Below are 17,940 nucleotides of genomic sequence, written 5' to 3'. Positions count from 1 at the left end.
CGGTTAAACCGGCCCGGTCGCGATTTTGTTCCAGGCTGACGATCGGAGGGGTCCGGGCCGCAGGGCGCGAGTCGGCCGAGGCGCATCCGAAGGAGGCTCGCCACCGCCACGGGACGGCCGGGTTTCGGCCGCGAAAGATCAGCGCGATCAAAGGTCTATCGGATGGGGTGCCGATGATCTCGAAGCGAGCAGCTTATTGTTTGCCGGCCTGAAAGTTGCGGGTTTGGCGGGCATCTCCGCGGTCATGGATGCGGATCGACGTCGCGGTGGGCCTCCGGTTCGCGGGGAGCGTCCAGGCGAGCGGACGAGCTTCAAGAGCGCTCGCCGGTCGGCGTGATGCACCCCCTCTGCCTGCCGGCATCTCGCCCGCAAGGGGAGAGGTCAGGCCTGTCGCATCGGGCGAGGGACACGGTCCATGGAAGAGCGACGGAGCGGCGGTGGGAGCGCCTCCGAGCCGTACACGGCCTCGCCTACTCCTCGCCCGTCGGCGGATAGGCGTGCTCCCGGCCGGCCGGGTCGGTCACGACATGCCCGCCCGTCTCGTCGCAGCGGAGATAGGTCGGTCCGATCGGCACCTTGCCGTGGCCGCCGGGGACGTCGAGAATGTAAGTCGGCTGGCAGAGGCCGGACACGCGGCCGCGCAGCTCCGCCATCAGCGCCTGCCCCGCCTCGATCGTGGTGCGCAGGTGCGAGGTGCCCGGCGCGAGATCCCCCTGATGGAGGTAGTAGGGCTTCACGCGGTTCTCGACGAAGGCGCGCATCAGCGCCGTCAGCGTCGGCGCATCGTCGTTGACGCCGGCCAGGAGCACGGACTGGCTGACCATCGGAATGCCGGCATCGACCAGCCGCGCGATGGCGGCCCGGGCGGCCGGGGTGAACTCGGCCGGATGGTTGGCGTGCAGCGCCACGAAGACCGCGCCCTCGAAGCGCTGGAGGGCTGCGATCAGCGCGGGCGTGACGCGGGCGGGATCGACGGAGGGAACGCGCGTGTGGAAGCGCAGGACCTTCACATGGGGAATGGCGGCAAGGCCGGCTGCGATCCGCTCCAGCCGGCGCGGCGAGAGGAGGAAGGGATCGCCGCCCGTGACGACCACCTCCCAGATCTCCGGGCGCTCCGCGACATAGGCGAGGGCGGCGTCGAGTTCGGCCTCCGACAGGCTTCCCTCGCCATCGGGCCCGACGACCTCGCGACGAAAGCAGAAGCGGCAATAGACCGGGCAGACATGCAGCGGCTTCAGGAGCACGCGGTCGGGATAGCGGTGGACGATGCCGGCGACGGTCCCGTGAACCCCGTCGCCGATCGGGTCGGCGCGCTCTTCGGGCCGTGTCAGGAGTTCCTCGGCGCGGGGCAGGAACTGGCGCCCGATCCCGTCGTCCTCGTGCTCGATGAGCGCGGCCATGTCCGGCGTCACGGAAACCGCGTAGCGGGCGGCGACGCGCTCCAGCTCGGCCAGCCGTTCGAGGGGGGCAAGGCCCGCCTCGACGAGGCCGGCGGCAGAGCGGATCGTCATCGCGGCGTCTCCGCGACGGGCGTCCAGATCACGTCGTCGATGCGGGAGGCACCGACCGCCAGCATGGCGAGCCGATCGAAGCCGAGCGCGATGCCGGCGGCGTCGGGCATGATGGCGAGGGCGGCCAGGAAATCCTCGTCCAGCGGATAGCGCTCGCCGTAGACGCGCGCCTTCTCGTCCATCTCGGCCTCGAAGCGCCGGCGCTGCTCGCCGGCATCGGTCAGCTCGCCGAACCCGTTGGCGAGTTCGACGCCGCAGGCATAGACCTCGAAGCGCTCGGCGACGCGGGCATCGTGCGGCGCGGGACGGGCAAGAGCGGCTTCGGCGACCGGATATTCCATGAGGATCGTCGCGCGGCCGATGCCGAGTTCGGGCTCGACGCGCTCCACCATGACGCGGCTGAAGAGATCGGCCCAGCGGTCGTCCGGCGCCGTGCGAAGCCCGGCCGAGGCGACGGCGGCGTGCAGCGCCTCGCCGTCCGTCTCGCCGGAGGGCGCGACGGTCGCGAGGAGATCGATGCCGGCGAAGCGCTCGAAGGCTTCGGCGACCGTCACGCGCTCCGGCTCGGCCAGCGGATCGGCCTCGCGGCCGCGGAAGGCGAAGCGTCGCGTTCCGGCCGTCTCCGCGGCGAGGGCGATCAGGCCGGCCGTGTCCTCCATGAGCGCGGTATAGGGCTCGCCGACGCGATACCATTCCAGCATGGTGAATTCGGGATGGTGCAGCGGCCCGCGCTCGCGGTTGCGCCAGACCGGGCCGAGGCTGACGATCCGCGTCTCGCCGGCCGCGAGCAGCTTCTTGGCGGCGAACTCCGGCGAGGTGTGGAGATAGAGCGGCGCGCGCGTGCCCCCGGTCGAGATGGCCTCCGTCGCGAAGGCGGAGAGATGCGCCTCGTTGCCGGGCGAGACCTGGAGGCAGGCGGTCTCCACCGGCACGAAGTCGCGCGCCGCGAAAAAGGCGCGAACGGCCGCCGTGATGCGGTTGCGCATCAGGAGCCGCGGCCGGCGGTCGGCATGGACATGGGGCGCCCAGAGGGGCGAGGCTTTCGTCATGGGCGTCTCGTAACCGCTGCTTCCCGCGCTGGAAAGACCGCCGCCAAGCTCGTCGACCGGCGCCTCGACTGGCGGTGGCCGCGAAATTGCGTTAGGGCGAGCGCCAGCATGCGGTCCGTCCGCGCCGAACATCCCCGATATTTGAAGGTTTCCGCACCGTGGTGAAGGTCATTGCCAGCTCGCTTCGCAAGGGCAACGTCGTCGAGCGTGACGACGGCAAGCTCTACGTCATTCTCGCCGCCGAGAACATCCATCCGGGCAAGGGCACGCCGGTCACGCAGCTCGACATGCGCCGCATCCAGGACGGCGTGAAGGTTTCCGAGCGCTACCGCACGACCGAGAGCGTCGAGCGCGCCTTCGTCGAGGAGCGCGAGCACACGTTCCTCTATGCGGACGGCGAGGGCTTCCACTTCATGAATCCCGAGACCTACGATCAGGTCGCGGTGTCGGAAAGCGTCGTCGGCGACATGGCGCCCTACCTGCTCGAAGGCATGGCGGTCTTCGTCTCGCAGTTCAACGGCGTCGCCATCTCGATCGTCCTGCCGCAGCGCGCGACCTTCGAAGTGATGGAGACGGAACCGGTGACGAAGGGCCAGACGGCCTCTTCCTCCTACAAGCCCGCCATCCTGTCGAACGGCGTGCGCACCACCGTTCCCCCCCATATCGGCCCCGGCACGCGCATCGTCGTCCTCACCGAAGACGGCTCCTATGTCGAGCGCGCGAAGGACTGATGCCGACGGCCGAGCATGCTGACGCATCCGGCCCCTGCAGGCATTGCTGATGTCTGCGATGCCCCGAGGCCCAAGCGGAACGCCGCGAGCCGTTTTCAACGCCTCCCGGTAGGGTTCAGCCTGCGCTGACGGCGGTCCACACGGCGACGTAGTGGATCGCCGCGGCGACGAGCACGAAGGCGTGCCAGATCGCGTTCTGGTATCGCAGGCTCTCCCAGAGGTGGAAGATCACGCCGAGGGAATAGACGAGCCCGCCCGCGAAGATGAGGACGAGCACCCCCTCCGGCAGGCCCGTCAGCGTGTCCCAGACCGCGACGCCGCTCCAGCCGAGCGCCAGATAGAGGCCGATCGAGAGCCTGTCGTAGCGGCCGGGCGCCAGGAGCTTCAGCCCGACACCGGCCAGCGCGATGGCCCAGACGGCGGCCAGCATGGAAAAGAGGCCCATCTCGACCATGAAGGGCGTGTAGGTGCCCGCGATCAGGAGATAGATCGCGGAATGGTCGAGCCGTCGCAGCAGCCATTTCGTGCGCGAGACCGGCCAGAGATTGTAGGTCGCCGAGGCCCCGATCGAGAGAATCAGCGTCGCCAGATACACCCCGACGCCCGCCACCACCGCTCCGGGCGCCGTGCCCGCGATGGCGACGAGAAACACCGCCGAGCCCGAGACCGCCAGGATGAGGCCGGAGGCGTGGACGATCGCATCGGCGACGGTTTCGGCCGGCGTATAGGGCCAGGGCACCTCTCCGCGTGTCGTGTCCATCATGCGTCTCTGCCCGTCTCGTCCGCGTCGTCCCTCCTCCTGCCGGACCATTGCGGCGGTCCTTCGGCATCCGCTTCCGCGATGGTGGCGATCCAGGCGCGAAAGGCGGCGAGCGGCGGATAGGCCGCGCGCTCCGGCGGCCAGACCAGATGATAGCGCTCGGCCGGGCGGAAGGGCGTCGCCGCCAGCGGCACCAGCTCGCCGCGCCTCAACTCCTCCGCCACGAGGAAGGTCGGCAGGAGCGCGACGCCGAGACCGGACATGGCGGCGGCCGAGATCGTCGCGAACTGGTCGAGCAGCATGCCCGTTACCCCCTCCGCAGCGATGCCGCGTGCCGCGAACCAGCGCTCCCAGGCGTCGGGCCGCGAGGTGAGGTGGAGGAGGGGAAGGCCGAGCAGCGCCGCCGGGTTCTCCGCGATGTCCGATCGAGACGCCGGACCCGGCGCGCCGAAATGCCGCCGGGCGACATCCGGGCTCGCCATGGGCAGCACGTCCTCGGCCATCAGCGTCAGGTGCTCCGCCCCGCCCCAGTCGGCGGCGCCGAAATGGATGGCGGCGTCCATCGTGTCCAGCCGGAAGTCGAAGGCGACGAGGCGCGTCGAGAGGTTGACGCTGATGCCGGGATGGCGGGCGAGGAAGTCGGGCAGGCGCGGCGCCAGCCAGCGCGTGCCGAAGGTCGGCAGGATCGCAAGATTCAGCGTGCCGCCGAGCGGATTGGCACGAAGGTTCAGCGAGGCCGCCGAGATGCGCCGGAGCGCGTCGCGGATGTCGCGCGCATAGGCCTCGCCCGCCGGCGTCGGCCGCACCGTCTGGCGCTCGCGCGTGAAGAGCGGCGTGCCGAGTTGGGCCTCCAGCAGCTTGATCTGCCGGCTCACCGCCCCTTGCGTCAGGGAAAGCTCCCGCGCCGCCGCCGTCACGCTCCCCGTCCGCGCCACCGCCTCGAAGGCGCTGAGAAGGGCGATCGAAGGCAGGAAGCGGCGGGGAGTCTGCATCGGTGAGGCATCGCCCGTGATCGGGATGGTGACCACGGGTTTAGCAGGGAAACGTTTCGGCAAGGAAGTCTTGGCCGGATGCGTTTGACGCGAGGCACCCCCCTCTGCCTACCGGCATCTCCCCCGCAAGGGGAGAGATCAGGCTCGTCGCAGACGGTTCAGGTTTCGATCGACCGCCACAGCTGCCGATCTCCCTCCTTGCGGGGGAGATGTCCGGCAGGACAGAGGGGGGGGCCTCCCACAAACCTCCAAAGCACCCTCCCAAAGCTCTTCTCCGGCGGACTCGAACCGCGCTCACCCCACGTCGAACTTCACGCCCTGCGCGAGCGGCAGGGTGCGGCCGTAGTTGATGGTGTTGGTGGCGCGGCGCATGTAGGCGCGCCAGGCGTCGGAGCCGCTTTCGCGGCCGCCGCCGGTCTCCTTCTCGCCGCCGAAGGCCCCGCCGATCTCGGCGCCGGAGGGGCCGATATTGACGTTGGCGATGCCGCAGTCCGAGCCGCGCGCGGAAAGGAAGATCTCGGCCTCGCGCAGGTCGTTGGTGAAGATCGAGGAGGAGAGGCCCTGCGGCACGTCGTTCTGGAGACGCAGCGCCTCGTCGAAATCGTCGTAGCGCAGGACGTAGAGGATCGGCGCGAAGGTCTCCTCTACGACGGGCCCGGTCTGGGCGGGCATCTCGACGAGGGCAGGGCGGGCATAGAAGGCCTCGCCCGAGTCCGAAGCCGATCCGGGGACCTCGACGCGCCCGCCGCCCGTAACGCTGCCGCCGACGGCTTTCGCCGCATCCAGCGCGCGCTGCATGCCGGCAAAGGCGGCCTCGTCGATCAGCGGGCCGACGAGCGTGCCCTCCGTCAGCGGATTGCCGACCGCGACGGAGCCGTAGGCGGCCTTCAGGCGGGGAACCAGCGTGGCGTAGACGCTGTGGTGCACGAAGAGGCGGCGCAGCGTCGTGCAGCGCTGGCCGGCCGTGCCCATGGCGGCGAAGGCGACGCCGCGCAGCGTTAGGTCGAGATCGGCCGAGGGGCAGACGATCGCGGCATTGTTGCCGCCGAGCTCCAGGAGCGAGCGCCCGAAGCGCTGCGCGACGCGCGGGCCGACCGCGCGGCCCATGGCGGTCGAGCCGGTGGCCGAGACGAGCGCGACCCTGGCATTGTCGACCAGGGCCTCGCCGACCTCCCGCCCGCCGAGGAGCACGATGGAGAGCCCGTCCGGCGCGGTGCCGCCGGCCTCGCGATAGCGGGCGAGCGCCTTGTCGAAGAGCCCTTGCGTCGCCAGCGCCGTCAGCGGCGTCTTTTCCGAGGGCTTCCAGACGGTGGCATTGCCGCAGACGAGCGCGAGCGCCGCGTTCCAGGCCCAGACGGCGACGGGGAAGTTGAAGGCCGAGATGATGCCGACGACGCCGAGCGGGTGCCAGGTCTCCATCATCCGGTGCTCGCCGCGCTCGGTGGCGATGGTGAGGCCGTAGAGCTGACGCGACAGGCCGACCGCGAAATCGCAGATGTCGATCATCTCCTGCACCTCGCCGAGGCCCTCCGAGACGATCTTGCCGACCTCGATCGAGACGAGACGCCCGAGCTCGGCCTTGTGGGCGCGCAGCTCCGCGCCGAGCAGGCGAACCAACTCGCCCCGCTGCGGCGCCGGCACGAGGCGCCAGGCGCGGAAGGCCTCGTCCGCCGCCGCGATCGCGGCACCGGCCCCGGCCGCGTCGATGCCGGCAAGCTCCGCCAGCGTCTCGCCCGTGACGGGCGAGCGCACGGCGAGACCGCCGCCGGAGAGGCTGGTGGAGGCACCGAGCGTTTCGAGGATCGCGGCGGTCTCGGCGGCGAGGGAGGCGTCGGGAGCGGCGTGGACGGTCATGGCGTTCGGTCCTTCAAGACATGTTGGAAAAGACGCGCGTCATACCAGGAGTCATTGGAAATGACTTTTGGTATTCCACTTGCGAATGTCTCAAGCCTCGGATGCATTTGAGACATTCGCAATGTTTTCGACAGCCGGATGCGTCAGCATCCTCGGCTGTTGATATCAGACGCGCGAGGAAAGATGGGCGATCTGCGCGCCGGCCTCGTACCAGGCCTCGCGAAGCCCGCGAAAGCTCTGCGCGGCGGGCTCGGTGACGGGCAGCGGCAGCGCCTCCTCCGGCATCTGCCCGAGAATGTGCCGGGCGAGCACCGCGCCGAAGACCGTGCCGGGCGCGATGCCGCGCCCATTGTAGCCGCTGAAGGAGACGACGTTCTCGGCGAGGCGATGGAAGCGCGGCACGGCATCCGCCGTCATGCCGATCTTTCCGTACCACTCCGCCTCGAACTCGATCTCGCCGAGCTGCGGGAAGACGCGGGCAAGACTGCGCCGCGCCCAGCTGCGATGCACCGAAGCACCCGACCCGCGCAGGGCGCCGACGCTGCCGATCACCAGCCGCCCCGCGCGGTCGAGGCGGAAGGAGGAGAGGATCGTCTTCGTGTCCCAGCAGCCCTGCCGCTCCGGCAGGATGGCGCGCGCGAGATTGGAGGAGAGGGGCTTCGTCGCGATGTTGAAATAGGGGAGATGCACGATCTCCTCGCGGATCGCCGACCAGGGCGCGTTCGCGCCGTTCGACGTGTAGGCATTGGTGGCGACGACGATCCACCGGGCGCGAACGCTGCCCGACGGCGTCTCGACGCGCCAGCCCGCGCCGTCCCGGGCATAGGCCGTGACGGGGCTTTTCGTGAAGATCGAGGCGCCGGCCGCGATCGCCGCGCCGGCGAGCCCGCGGACATAGGCGAGCGGCTGGATCGTGCCGGCGCGGCGGTCGAGAAGCGCGCCCGCATAGAGTGAAGAGCCGGTGCGCCCGGCCGTCTCGGCCGCATCGATCAACTCGACATCGGCGCCCCGCCTCTGCCACTCGGCCGCGCGCGCGGCGATCTCGGCGGCGCCGGCGGGGCCGACGGCGAGATGCAGCGTTCCGGCCGTCTCCGGCTCGCAGGCGATGCCGTGGCGCTCCACGAGGTCGAACACGGCGCGGGGCGCGGCGCCGAGCAGCGTCAGCAGCCGCTCGCCATGCACCTCGCCGAGAAGGCGCGGCACGTCGTCCGGCATGACCCAGAGCCCGGCATTGACGAGGCCGACATTGCGCCCGGAGCCGCCGAAGCCGATCTCCTCCGCCTCCAGAACCGCGACTCTCGCCCCGCCCTCGGCCAGATGCAGCGCGGCCGAACAGCCGGTATAGCCGCCGCCGACCACGGCGACGTCCGCCGCGATCTCGCGCTCGAGCGGGCGCGTCGGCGGCGCGGGCGGCGCCGTGCGCTCCCAGAGCCCGTGCGAGCGGGGATCGCCGAGCATCAGGCGGCGCGGGTGCGGGCGGCGGCGAGCGCCTGCCGCAAGGCGTCGATCGAGCGCGCCTCGGCTTGCGCATAGAGCGCGGTCTCGTCGAGCACGCCGCGCCCGAGCGCCGCCTCGAAGGCGCCCCGGTTTCCGCTGGAGCCGGCATTCGACTGCGCGTCGGTTCCAAGGTTCGACTGGAAGATGCCGGCGGCCGAGACGGGGAGGAAATCCTCGTAGACGATCGGATCGGCGCTGGCATGGCCGGCGGCGACGAGCGCGCCGAGATCGGCGGAGGCCCGCCCCGCCGCGGCCGCGTCGAGGCCCGCCGTCGTCGGTGCATAGCGGAAGAAGGCGAGGCCCTCCCGGCGCATCGTCGCCCAGTCGTCGGGGAATCGGCGGAAGCGCTCGCGCAGGGCCGCGTCGTAGTCGCCGGCCCCGGTCCCGGACGCGCCGACTGTAGCCGCGCCTCGCACGTCGGAGAGAAGCTCGTCGTAGAGCGCCCGACCCTTCGGGGTCAGCGCCGCGCCGCGCTGCTCGATCTCGCCGAAGCGGGCCGTGTGCGTGCCCGTCCGCGCCCCGTCGCCGGCGAAGCGGACGGGCTCTTCCAGAGCCTTGAAGCTCGTCTGGCGCAGGAGGATCGGGCAGTCGCGCTCCGGCGGTCCCTCGATCACGGCCTTCGGCGCGATGCCGTGGGCCGGCATGCCCTGCTGCACCGCCTCGATGTCGAGCGTGCGCGGCGTCAGGTGGTTGATGTGCGGGCCCTTGAAGGAGACGACGTCGGCGACCAGCCGGTGGGCCTTGGAAAGCCGCCGATAGGTTTCCTCGTCGACGGTGGCGTCCGAATGCCAACGGAAGGTCTCCAGCGCCTCCGCGACGAAGGTCCTGGCTTCGCCTTCCGTCAGCCCGCCCGCCGTCTCGAACCGCTCGATCAGCGCCAGCGCCCCGTCGGTGAAGATGCGGCGGCGGGCGAGGATCGCGGCGGCCTCGTCGCGCAAGCCCGCGTCGTCGAGCAGGTCGAGACGCAGGAGCGAGGTGAAGACGCGGAACGGATTGACCGAGAGGGCCGCATCCGAGACGGGCCGGAAGGCGGTGGAGTGGACGGGAATGCCGGCGACGGAGAGATCGTAATAGCCGACCGGCTCCATGCCCATGACGGCGAAGAGCCGGGCGATGGTGGCAAGCTCCTCCGCCGTGCCGAGGCGGATCGCGCCGTGCCGCTCGTCGGAGAGGCGCTCGATCTCGCCGCCGCGCGAAAGGCGCTCGGCGAGCGCGGGATCGGCGGCGAGCGTGCGCCGGTTCACCTCGCCGACGAGCTGCATCAGCGTGCCGTATTGCGGCACCTCCGTGCGGTACATCTCGGACATGGCGGCGGAGAAGAGGCGGCGTGTCTCGTCTGTGGAGACGAAGGCGGTCTCGGACATCGGCTCGAACTCCGGCAAAAGGGGCGGGCGGGAGGCGGTTTCGTCGGGCTCGGCGCCGCAGCGGCGATCCGGCCCGTTCCGCCGCCATTTTCCTCCCGTGCCCGCGCCTTGCCAAGCGATCTTTGTGCGGAGGGTCATTCCTCGGGGGAATGACCTAGAGGCTGTTATGAACCTTGGACAGGTGTTGTGCCGCTTGTGTTGGGTCGCGGGGTAGGAGCCCGATGCAGCCGGTAGCGGGGCTACCGGCAAAGAGGGCGACACACATACCTCCTACCGGTCTGAACGTCGCTGACACGACACAACACCTGTCCAAGGCCCATAACAGCCTCTAGGATGGTCACCGTGTTCCGCCGGGGTTTCGCGATGACGCCAAGCCTTCCCACCGNAGGCTGTTATGAACCTTGGACAGGTGTTGTGCCGCTTGTGTTGGGTCGCGGGGTAGGAGCCCGATGCAGCCGGTAGCGGGGCTACCGGCAAAGAGGGCAACACACATCCGCGGCCCAACACAAGCGGCCCTCCGGGTCGTGTGAGAGACGCCATCCGGGGTGTCCGTAGAACAGACAAGACGGATAGTCTTGCCTGTTCTACCTCCTACCGGTCTGATCGTCGCTGACACGACACAACACCTGTCCACGGTCCATAACAGCCTCTAGACGCTTGACGTCCGAGGATCAGGCCGATTCGGTGTAGAGGACCCGGTGGTCGAGCAGGAACCTCGCGAAGAAGGGCAGGCTCGCCGAGCCGATCTCGCGGGCGGAGGCGCCGATCGTGCCGGCCCGCACGATCGGCGGCGTCAGGCCCTCGACGCGCAGGGTCTTCAGCGCCGCCGCCGTCGCCGCGACGAGCCGCGTGCGCACACTGTCGGGGAAGCTTCCGTCGATGACCGCCGCCTCGAAATCGTAGATCGAGGCGGCCGCGACGGTGGCATGGGCAAGGCCGGACGCGGCGGTCTCGATCCACCGGTCGAGCACGGGGCCGAGCTCGTCCCAGGCCGATTCGCGCAGCCAGATCGCCGAAATGTCGCGCCCGTCCTCCTCGCGCGCCATCTTCTCGAGGACGTGGATGGAGGCGGAGTTGATGAGCTGGTCCGTGCCCCCGCCGGGCTTGGGAACCGGCATGGAGCCGAGCGCGCCGGCATTGCCCGTGCGCCCCGTCACGAGATCGCCGTCGATCACGATGCCGCCGCCGACGAAGGCGCCGACGAAGACGTAGACATAGTCGAGACAGCCCGTGGAGCCGAAGACGTTCTCGGCCGCGCAGGCCGCCGTCGCGTCGTTGGCGCGGTGGACCGCGTGCCCGGTGACGGCCGCGATCTCCTCCATGACGTCGGCCGCCTGCCATTCCGACATGACGCCGGGCGGCGCGCCGATCTCCTCGCCCCAGTTCCAGATCTCGTCGGGCATGGCGACGCCGAGGCCGCAGAGCCGGCCCTTCTCCTCGCCGCTCATCGCGCCCTCGATCTCGCGGGCCGACTGCCGGGCGAAGTCGAGCACCTGGCCGAGGCGCGGATAGGGATAGGTGATGCGCCGGTGCGAGCGGATCGCGCCGACGAAGTCCATCAGCACGAGGTCGGCCGAGCGCCGGCCGATCTTGAGGCCGAGCGCGAAGGCGCCGCCGGGGTTCAGCCGCATCGGAATCGAGGGTTGGCCGACGCGCCCGCGGCGCGGCTCGTCGCGCAGGACGAGGCCCTCGCCCTCCAGCGCGCGCATGATCACCGACGCCGTCTGGGGCGAGAGGCCCGTGCGGCGCGCGATGTCGGCCTTCGCCATGACTCCGTGGCGCCGGATCAGCGAGAGCACGGCGCGCTCGTTGTGGGCGCGAAGGCCGGACTGGTTGGAGCCCCGCATCCGGCCGTCGGCGATCGTCGCTCTCGTCGCCTCGCCTTGCGTCAAAGCTGGGTCCATCGATCTCGTCTCCCTCGTCCCCGCCCCATGCGCAGTGGAACCGCTTCCGGCTCGAAAATCCAGAGCCGGCTGAGCCAAGCCGGTCTGAGCTTGTCCCCCGCGCCGAGGCGGTGCATCCTCGTGCCGACGGGTCCTGCCCGCCTGTCCCGTCCCGGCGCGTCCTCCGATGCCGTCCATCGACAGGCCGGGCGAGTCGGAGCGACGATCGGCCGAACGGCTTCCCACTCGGGACAGAGCCGCGAAAACGGGCGATCGTCAATATTTAAATCCAAGTGATTTATTTATATTGACATTGGCCCGATCGTGAAGCTTCTATGATGAACCGTTCGCCCCGAGGAGGCTGGGCGGGACTGTTTCTGCCGGGGCGCCGCGTGCGGCCGGCCACATCGATCGGGAGGATCACCGTGACGTTTCGCACCCTTTGGGCCACGACCGCGCTTGCCATCACGGCCGGCTTCATCGCTTCCGCAGCTCCTGCCGCCGCACAGGACGCGCCGCTCGTCTGCCTCATCACCAAGACCGACACGAACCCCTTCTTCGTCAAGATGAAGGAAGGCGCGCAAGCCAAGGCGACCGAGATCGGCGTCAAGCTCCAGACCTATGCCGGCAAGATCGACGGCGACACCGAGAGCCAGGTCGCGGCCATCGAGAGCTGCATCGCCGGCGGCGCCAAGGGCATCCTCATCACCGCTTCCGACACGAAGGCCATCGTGCCCTCCGTGCAGCAGGCGCGCGATGCCGGCATTCTGGTCATCGCGCTCGACACGGCGCTGGAGCCGATCGATTCGGCCGACGCGACCTTCGCCACCAACAACTTCACCGCCGGCGAGCTGATCGGCCGCTGGGCCAAGTCCTCGATGGGCGACAAGGCCAAGGACGCCAAGATCGCGTTTCTCGACCTCACGCCCTCGCAGCCCTCCGTCGACGTCATGCGCGACCAGGGCTTCATGACCGGCTTCGGCATCGACGCCAAGGATGCCAACGTGATCGGCGACGAGGACGATGCGCGCATCGCCGGCCACGACATCACCAACGGCAACGAGGAGGGCGGGCGCACCGCGATGGAGAACCTTCTCCAGAAGGAGCCCGGCATCAACGTCGTCTACACGATCAACGAGCCGGCCGCCGCCGGCGCCTACGAGGCGCTGAAGGCCGCCGGCATGGAGAAGGACGTTCTCCTCGTCTCCATCGACGGCGGCTGCCCCGGCGTCGCCAACGTCAAGGACGGCGTGATCGGCGCGACCTCCATGCAGTATCCGCTGAAGATGGCCGCGCTCGGCGTCGAGGCGGTCAAGGCCTTCGCCGATAGCGGCAAGAAGCCCGAGAAGACCTCCGGCCTCCAGTTCACCGACACGGGCGTCGACCTCGTGACGGACAAGCCGGTGGACGGCGAGAAGTCCATGACCGCCGCCGATGCGGCCAAGGCCTGCTGGGGCTGATCCCCGCGAAGGCGGCGCGGGTTCGAGCCCGCGCCGCCTTCTGCTCGACCCTTTCTCCCGGTCCGGCCAGACCGGGGCGGTCGGCCCGATGCCGGCAGCGGCCCTTCGAGAGGCCGCGCCGAGACAGCGACCCGTGGACAACGAGGAGGAGACGCGCCATGAGCGAGAGAGCCGCGACGCCGAAAGACGTCAAACCGACCAGAAGCACGCCGAGCGGTTTCGAGGCCGCCATCGCGCGCGAGACCAAGGTCGCCGAGTTCGACGAAGCCAAGCTCGGGGTTCTCGGCCGGCTCCAGCATTTCCTCCATGCCTTCCCGACCATGGTTCCGGTCCTGGTGCTCATCCTCAGCATCGCCATCTTCGGCGGGCTCACGGGCGAGCGCTTCTTCAGCCTGCAGACGCTGAACTTCATCCTTCAGCAGGTGACGATCGTCGGCATCATCGGCGTCGCGCAGACGCTCATCATCCTCACCGCCGGCATCGACCTCTCGGTCGGCGCGATCATGGTCCTCTCCTCCGTGGTCATGGGCCAGTTCGCGGTCAATCTCGGCCTGCCCGCCCCGCTGGCGCTCGCCTGCGGCGTCGCGGTCGGCACGGTCTGCGGCTTCATCAACGGTCTCCTCGTCGCCCGGCTGAAGCTGCCGCCCTTCATCGTGACGCTCGGCACCTGGTTCATCTTCCTCTCGGTGAACTTCATCTATTCGGCGAACGAGACGATCCGCGCCCAGGCCGTGGCGACCGAGGCGCCGCTTCTCCAGCTGCTCGGCACGACGTTCAAGATCGCCGGGGCGACCTTCAGCTACGGCGCCGTCTTCATGGTGCTGCTCGTCCTCGTCTTCTTCTACATCCTGAACAACACCGCCTGGGGCCGCCACGTCTATGCGATCGGCGACGACCAGGACGCCGCGCGCCTCTCCGGCATCTCGGCCTCCAAGACGCTGGTCTCGGTCTATGCGGTCTCCGGCCTCATCTGCGGCCTTGCCGGCTGGGCGCTGATCGGGCGCATCGGCTCGATCTCGCCGACGTCCGGCGCCGAGGCCAACATCCAGTCGATCACCGCCGTCGTCATCGGCGGGACCTCGCTCTTCGGCGGGCGCGGCTCGGTCTTCGGCACGCTGATCGGCGCGCTCATCGTCGGCGTCTTCGCCATGGGCCTGCGCATCTGGGGCACCGACCCGCAATGGACGCAGCTCACCGTCGGCGCGCTGATCATCCTCGCCGTCGCGGCCGACCAGTGGATCAGAAAGGTTTCGGCATGAACGCGAACCCGCAGCTCGTCCTCTCCGCCCGCGGCCTCGTCAAGAAGTACGGCAAGGTCGTCGCCATCGACAATGCCGACTTCGACCTCCGGGCCGGCGAGATCCTCGCCGTCATCGGCGACAACGGCGCCGGCAAGTCGACGCTGATCAAGGCGGTCTCCGGCGCGGTGATCCCCGACAGCGGCGAGATCCGCCTGGACGGCCAGCCCATCACCTTCACCAACCCGCAAGGCGCCCGGGACGCCGGCATCGAGACGGTCTACCAGCAGCTCGCGCTCTCGCCCGCCCTCTCGATCGCCGACAATATGTTTCTCGGCCGCGAGATGCGCCGCGAGGGCTTTCTCGGCCAGTATCTGCGGATGCTGGACAAGCCGAAGATGCGCAAGATCGCCCGCGACAAGCTCTCCGAACTCGGCCTGATGACGATCCAGAACATCGACCAGCCGGTCGAGACCCTGTCCGGCGGCCAGCGCCAGGGCGTGGCGGTGGCGCGCGCGGCGGCCTTCGGCTCCAAGGTGCTCATTCTCGACGAGCCGACGGCGGCGCTCGGCGTCAAGGAATCGCGCCGCGTGCTCGACCTCATCCTCGAAGTTCGCTCGCGCGGCCTGCCGATCGTTCTCATCTCGCACAACATGCCCCATGTCTTCGAGATCGCCGACCGCATCCACATCCACCGCCTCGGCCGCCGCCTCTGCGTCATCGACCCGAAGGGCGCCACCATGTCCGACGCCGTCGCCCTGATGACGGGTGCCAAGGCGCCGGAAGCCTCGATGATGGCGGCCTGAGCGGTCGGGGCTTTAACGCTTCTTCCCCTCGTCGTAGGATCGAAGGGCGGTGCTCCGGCGCCGCCCTTTTTCATGACGCCAGGGAGGTGCGGACGTGACCCGACCGACGATCTTCACCATCGGGGCGACATGGGACGAGGAGGCCGAGGTCTGGGTCGGCATCTGCGATGCGATTCCGGCTGCGGCGGAAGCGCCGACGCTCGATGGCGTTCTGGAGCGCATCGCCGCGATGACGGCCGATCTCCTCGGCGACAACCATCCCGATCTCGATCCCGCCTCCGTCTTTTTCCAGATCACCGCCCTTCGTGGCATGGATATCGAGGCCGCGGCCGCCTGATGGCGCCGCGCACCTTCGACCGCGATCTGCGCGACCTGTTGCAGGCGGCTGGCTGCCGCATGATCCGGCAGGGAAAGGGCAGTCACGAAATCTGGACGAGTCCGGCCGGCGGCACGAGCTTCGCCGTTCCCGTCGGCATCGCCAGCCGGCACACTGCCAATGCGATCCTGAAGCAGGCAGGCCTGAAGAAGGCGTTCTGACGCGCTGTCTCCGCTCCATGAACGGCGCGTCTCCCGTCGCGGTGTTCCATCGCCCGCGCCCGCGCCTATCTCTCCCGCACCGCAGCAGACACCGCAGCAGACAAGGAACTCGCCATGGCGCTCAATCTCACCGTCGTCACCACCTCCACGCGCCCCGGCCGCAAGGGACCGCTGATCGCCGACTGGTTCGTCAAGTTCGCGAGCGCGGAGGGCACGTTCGAGGTGGTACCGGTGGATCTCGCCGAGATCGGCCTGCCGCTTCTGGACGAGCCCGAGCATCCGGCGAAGGGGCTCTACACCAAGGAGCACACCAAGCGCTGGAGCGCGCTCGTGAAGGCGGCCGATGCGATCGTCTTCGTCATGCCGGAATACAACTACCTGCCGCCGGCCAGTTTCATCAACGCGGTCGATTACCTGCACAAGGAATGGCACTACAAGCCCGTCGGCTTCGTCTCCTATGCCGGCATGTCCGGCGGCTCTCGCGCGGTCCAGGCGGCCAAGCCCCTCGTCACGACGCTGAAGGCCATGCCGATCCCCGAGGGCGTGTTCATCCCGAACTTCTTCGCCCATCTCGGCGAGGCCGGCTTCACCGCCGACGAGCACCACACGAGCTCCGCCAAGCTGATGATCGCGGAACTCGCCAAGTGGACCACCGCTCTCAAGCCGCTGCGCGGCTGAGGGAACCCCCGCAAGGCTGCCCGGGTTCTGCCTTGCATCAGTAGCCCCGACCATCGACATGTCGATGGTCGGGGCGAGATGGCGGCATAAGCCGCCGCCGCGTCGGTCGACGCGGTATACCAGCGGTCCCTTGCCAAGGCCGCTCGTATCAGACCCGAGCCGCCATATGTCACGCCAGGAGATGCCGAGATGTCTGAGACCCCGATCCCGCGCCGCGCCGGAAACCGCAAGGTTCTTGCCTTCGTCATCGGCGGTCTCATTCTGGTCGGCGCGGTTGGCGTCGCCTTCTTCGCGGATCGCACCGTGGAGGGTCCGGCCGGCCGCGCCGTGACGCAGCCCGCCGCGACGTCGGCCCCCGCGCCGATCGCCAATCCGGCGGAGCCTGCGGCCCCGGTCGCCCCCGCAAACCCTGCGCCGGTCAACTAAACGGGGCTCTTTTCCGTACGATTTCGAACGAGCGATAAATTCGCTTGCACTCCCGCCTGCGTCTCGTTAGAAATTCTCATGGTTTCCGGCTTCTAGGCCGCCGACGTAGGGAGCGTCGGCAGTGCCTCGAAGACACCAGGTGGGGCACGTTAACGGTGCCCACCCATGCCCCATCGGGGTCGTGACACGCTGCCGGAAGCCTTCCCCCTCCACACCGCCGCCATATTGACGTGCAAGCCATTGCGATGGCGTCCGATCCGGTCCGGCGCGTAGCGTCTGAACCCGTCGACGGCCGACCGCGGCTCCTCGCCGATCCCGATTCCGGACAGTGTGGTTTCGAAGACCCCTTTCGAAGGTGCGGGCCACCGGGTGATCGCCGCCCATCGTTCCACGGACATCCGCCATGAGCGACATCCTCCTTCGACCTCGGTTAAGCACTAAACCGAAGGTGGAGCGGCCGAAGCTGCACAAGGTCATCCTCGTCAACGACGACTACACGCCCCGGCAGTTCGTGGTGACGATCCTGAAGGGCGAGTTCCGCCTGGGGGAGGACCAGGCGAACCGGGTGATGATCACGGCGCACCAGAAAGGGTCCTGCGTCGTCTCGGTCTATCCGCAGGATGTCGCCGAGACCAAGGCGACGCGCGCCACCGAGGCCGGCCGCGCCAAGGGCTATCCCCTGACCTTCACGACCGAGCCCGAGGAATAGCTTAAACGCTTACTGCAGCTTGCCAAGAACGGCTTCGATCGTCTTCTGAAGCACGGGCACGGCCACGGGCTTGACGAGGAAGTTGTTGACGCCGAGGGCGGCCGCCTTCTGCACGAGCTCCTTGTCGCCGCGCCCCGTCAGGATGACGAAGGGCGTCTTCTTGGTCGGCGCGTAGGAGCGGATGGCCTTCAGGAGCTGCAGGCCGTCGAGCTTGGGCATGTTGAAGTCGGAGATGATGAAGTTGGCGGGGGAGGCCATCATCATCTTCAGCGCCTCCTCGCCGTCCACCGCGAAGCTCACCTGCGTGATGCCGATCTGGTCGAGCGCGTCGCGGATCAGCATGCGGCTCGTGCGCTGGTCGTCGACGACGAGGACTTTAAGGGCCGATTTCAGTGCCATGGGGTCCTCGCTTTTCGATCAAGGTCGGTCCCGCCCGTATGGGGGC

General features: G+C 69.1%; 18 protein-coding genes. 9 read left to right on the top strand and 9 right to left on the bottom strand.

Annotated elements, in window-relative coordinates:
• Positions 1-470: 470 nt before the first annotated feature.
• Together ASG62_RS11185 and epmA are read right to left on the bottom strand one after the other, a co-directional pair.
• Complete coding sequence (locus ASG62_RS11185; RefSeq protein WP_056689198.1) at positions 471-1,511, bottom strand: lysine-2,3-aminomutase-like protein; 1,041 nt, start codon at positions 1,509-1,511, stop codon at positions 471-473.
• On the bottom strand, positions 1,508-2,560 hold the full coding sequence (epmA, locus tag ASG62_RS11180) for an EF-P lysine aminoacylase EpmA (RefSeq protein ID WP_056689195.1): 1,053 nt from the start codon (positions 2,558-2,560) through the stop codon (positions 1,508-1,510). The genes ASG62_RS11185 and epmA overlap by 4 nt, the downstream gene beginning before the upstream one ends.
• A gap of 161 nt (positions 2,561-2,721) precedes the next feature.
• Here epmA and efp point away from each other — a divergent pair, with 161 nt between their 5' ends.
• Positions 2,722-3,291, top strand: a complete 570-nt coding sequence (efp, locus tag ASG62_RS11175) for an elongation factor P (RefSeq protein WP_056689459.1) — start codon at positions 2,722-2,724, stop codon at positions 3,289-3,291.
• A gap of 115 nt (positions 3,292-3,406) precedes the next feature.
• Here efp and trhA read toward each other — a convergent pair whose 3' ends face one another.
• The 6 genes from trhA to ASG62_RS11145 all read right to left on the bottom strand — a co-directional run bounded on the left by trhA (position 3,407) and on the right by ASG62_RS11145 (position 11,662).
• The gene (gene trhA / locus ASG62_RS11170; protein WP_056689191.1) at positions 3,407-4,054 is read right to left on the bottom strand and encodes a PAQR family membrane homeostasis protein TrhA; all 648 of its coding nucleotides are present in this window, start codon (positions 4,052-4,054) and stop codon (positions 3,407-3,409) included.
• Positions 4,051-5,043 carry a LysR family transcriptional regulator gene (locus ASG62_RS11165; protein ID WP_082536939.1) on the bottom strand — a complete coding sequence of 331 codons (993 nt, stop codon included), beginning with the start codon at positions 5,041-5,043 and terminating at the stop codon, positions 4,051-4,053. Before ASG62_RS11165 ends, trhA begins: the two co-directional genes overlap by 4 nt.
• Positions 5,044-5,337: 294 nt before the next feature.
• Positions 5,338-6,897 (bottom strand): aldehyde dehydrogenase family protein, encoded by a 1,560-nt coding sequence (locus ASG62_RS11160; protein ID WP_056689187.1) that lies wholly within the window; start codon positions 6,895-6,897, stop codon positions 5,338-5,340.
• A 165-nt stretch (positions 6,898-7,062) separates the two neighbouring features.
• On the bottom strand, positions 7,063-8,355 hold the full coding sequence (locus tag ASG62_RS11155) for an NAD(P)/FAD-dependent oxidoreductase (protein ID WP_056689184.1): 1,293 nt from the start codon (positions 8,353-8,355) through the stop codon (positions 7,063-7,065).
• Positions 8,355-9,758 carry a VOC family protein gene (locus ASG62_RS11150; protein ID WP_056689457.1) on the bottom strand — a complete coding sequence of 468 codons (1,404 nt, stop codon included), beginning with the start codon at positions 9,756-9,758 and terminating at the stop codon, positions 8,355-8,357. Before ASG62_RS11150 ends, ASG62_RS11155 begins: the two co-directional genes overlap by 1 nt.
• Positions 9,759-10,429: 671 nt before the next feature.
• Positions 10,430-11,662, bottom strand: coding sequence for an ROK family transcriptional regulator (locus ASG62_RS11145; protein ID WP_056689180.1), 1,233 nt, complete (start codon positions 11,660-11,662; stop codon positions 10,430-10,432).
• A gap of 398 nt (positions 11,663-12,060) precedes the next feature.
• Here ASG62_RS11145 and ASG62_RS11140 point away from each other — a divergent pair, with 398 nt between their 5' ends.
• From ASG62_RS11140 to clpS, 8 genes are all read left to right on the top strand, one after another.
• A complete protein-coding gene (locus ASG62_RS11140; RefSeq protein WP_413814199.1) occupies positions 12,061-13,101 on the top strand; it encodes a sugar ABC transporter substrate-binding protein in 1,041 nt (346 codons plus the stop codon).
• 158 nt (positions 13,102-13,259) lie between these two features.
• Positions 13,260-14,360, top strand: a complete 1,101-nt coding sequence (locus tag ASG62_RS11135; RefSeq protein WP_056689177.1) for an ABC transporter permease — start codon at positions 13,260-13,262, stop codon at positions 14,358-14,360.
• Positions 14,357-15,145: an ATP-binding cassette domain-containing protein gene (locus tag ASG62_RS11130; RefSeq protein WP_056689173.1), complete on the top strand. Its 789-nt coding sequence runs from the start codon at positions 14,357-14,359 to the stop codon at positions 15,143-15,145. The genes ASG62_RS11135 and ASG62_RS11130 overlap by 4 nt, the downstream gene beginning before the upstream one ends.
• Before the next feature lie 94 nt (positions 15,146-15,239).
• Complete coding sequence (locus ASG62_RS11125; RefSeq protein ID WP_056689169.1) at positions 15,240-15,482, top strand: DUF1902 domain-containing protein; 243 nt, start codon at positions 15,240-15,242, stop codon at positions 15,480-15,482.
• Entirely contained in the window at positions 15,482-15,682 is a 201-nt protein-coding gene (locus ASG62_RS11120) for a type II toxin-antitoxin system HicA family toxin (protein WP_056689166.1), read from the top strand. The genes ASG62_RS11125 and ASG62_RS11120 overlap by 1 nt, the downstream gene beginning before the upstream one ends.
• A 114-nt stretch (positions 15,683-15,796) precedes the next feature.
• Entirely contained in the window at positions 15,797-16,360 is a 564-nt protein-coding gene (locus tag ASG62_RS11115) for an NADPH-dependent FMN reductase (protein ID WP_056689163.1), read from the top strand.
• A 189-nt stretch (positions 16,361-16,549) separates the two neighbouring features.
• A complete protein-coding gene (locus ASG62_RS27185) occupies positions 16,550-16,786 on the top strand; it encodes a hypothetical protein (RefSeq protein WP_056689161.1) in 237 nt (78 codons plus the stop codon).
• A gap of 403 nt (positions 16,787-17,189) precedes the next feature.
• On the top strand, positions 17,190-17,495 hold the full coding sequence (gene clpS / locus ASG62_RS11105) for an ATP-dependent Clp protease adapter ClpS (RefSeq protein WP_056689158.1): 306 nt from the start codon (positions 17,190-17,192) through the stop codon (positions 17,493-17,495).
• A 9-nt stretch (positions 17,496-17,504) separates the two neighbouring features.
• Here the strand turns inward: clpS and ASG62_RS11100 are convergent, their stop codons facing one another.
• Positions 17,505-17,894, bottom strand: coding sequence for a response regulator (locus ASG62_RS11100; protein ID WP_057180381.1), 390 nt, complete (start codon positions 17,892-17,894; stop codon positions 17,505-17,507).
• Positions 17,895-17,940: the final 46 nt, after the last annotated feature.

It is taken from the genome of Aureimonas sp. Leaf427 (assembly GCF_001425485.1).
In the GTDB taxonomy this organism is placed as follows: Bacteria; Pseudomonadota; Alphaproteobacteria; order Rhizobiales; family Rhizobiaceae; genus Plantimonas.
Note: the sequence above shows the minus strand (reverse complement) of the source record. Positions and strands in the feature narration are given on the sequence as shown.

Excerpts from the sequence above, each read along its gene's own strand:
- ASG62_RS11135 (WP_056689177.1), top strand. The coding sequence starts at position 13,260 with ATGAGCGAGAGAGCCGCGACGCCGAAAGACGTCAAACCGACCAGAAGC.
- ASG62_RS11100 (WP_057180381.1), bottom strand. The coding sequence starts at position 17,894 with ATGGCACTGAAATCGGCCCTTAAAGTCCTCGTCGTCGACGACCAGCGC.
- ASG62_RS11185 (WP_056689198.1), bottom strand. The coding sequence starts at position 1,511 with ATGACGATCCGCTCTGCCGCCGGCCTCGTCGAGGCGGGCCTTGCCCCC.
- ASG62_RS11130 (WP_056689173.1), top strand. The coding sequence starts at position 14,357 with ATGAACGCGAACCCGCAGCTCGTCCTCTCCGCCCGCGGCCTCGTCAAG.
- ASG62_RS11115 (WP_056689163.1), top strand. The coding sequence starts at position 15,797 with ATGGCGCTCAATCTCACCGTCGTCACCACCTCCACGCGCCCCGGCCGC.
- ASG62_RS11165 (WP_082536939.1), bottom strand. The coding sequence starts at position 5,043 with ATGCAGACTCCCCGCCGCTTCCTGCCTTCGATCGCCCTTCTCAGCGCC.
- ASG62_RS11160 (WP_056689187.1), bottom strand. The coding sequence starts at position 6,897 with ATGACCGTCCACGCCGCTCCCGACGCCTCCCTCGCCGCCGAGACCGCC.
- clpS (WP_056689158.1), top strand. The coding sequence starts at position 17,190 with ATGAGCGACATCCTCCTTCGACCTCGGTTAAGCACTAAACCGAAGGTG.
- ASG62_RS11150 (WP_056689457.1), bottom strand. The coding sequence starts at position 9,758 with ATGTCCGAGACCGCCTTCGTCTCCACAGACGAGACACGCCGCCTCTTC.
- epmA (WP_056689195.1), bottom strand. The coding sequence starts at position 2,560 with ATGACGAAAGCCTCGCCCCTCTGGGCGCCCCATGTCCATGCCGACCGC.
- ASG62_RS27185 (WP_056689161.1), top strand. The coding sequence starts at position 16,550 with ATGTCTGAGACCCCGATCCCGCGCCGCGCCGGAAACCGCAAGGTTCTT.
- ASG62_RS11145 (WP_056689180.1), bottom strand. The coding sequence starts at position 11,662 with ATGGACCCAGCTTTGACGCAAGGCGAGGCGACGAGAGCGACGATCGCC.
- ASG62_RS11155 (WP_056689184.1), bottom strand. The coding sequence starts at position 8,355 with ATGCTCGGCGATCCCCGCTCGCACGGGCTCTGGGAGCGCACGGCGCCG.
- trhA (WP_056689191.1), bottom strand. The coding sequence starts at position 4,054 with ATGATGGACACGACACGCGGAGAGGTGCCCTGGCCCTATACGCCGGCC.
- ASG62_RS11120 (WP_056689166.1), top strand. The coding sequence starts at position 15,482 with ATGGCGCCGCGCACCTTCGACCGCGATCTGCGCGACCTGTTGCAGGCG.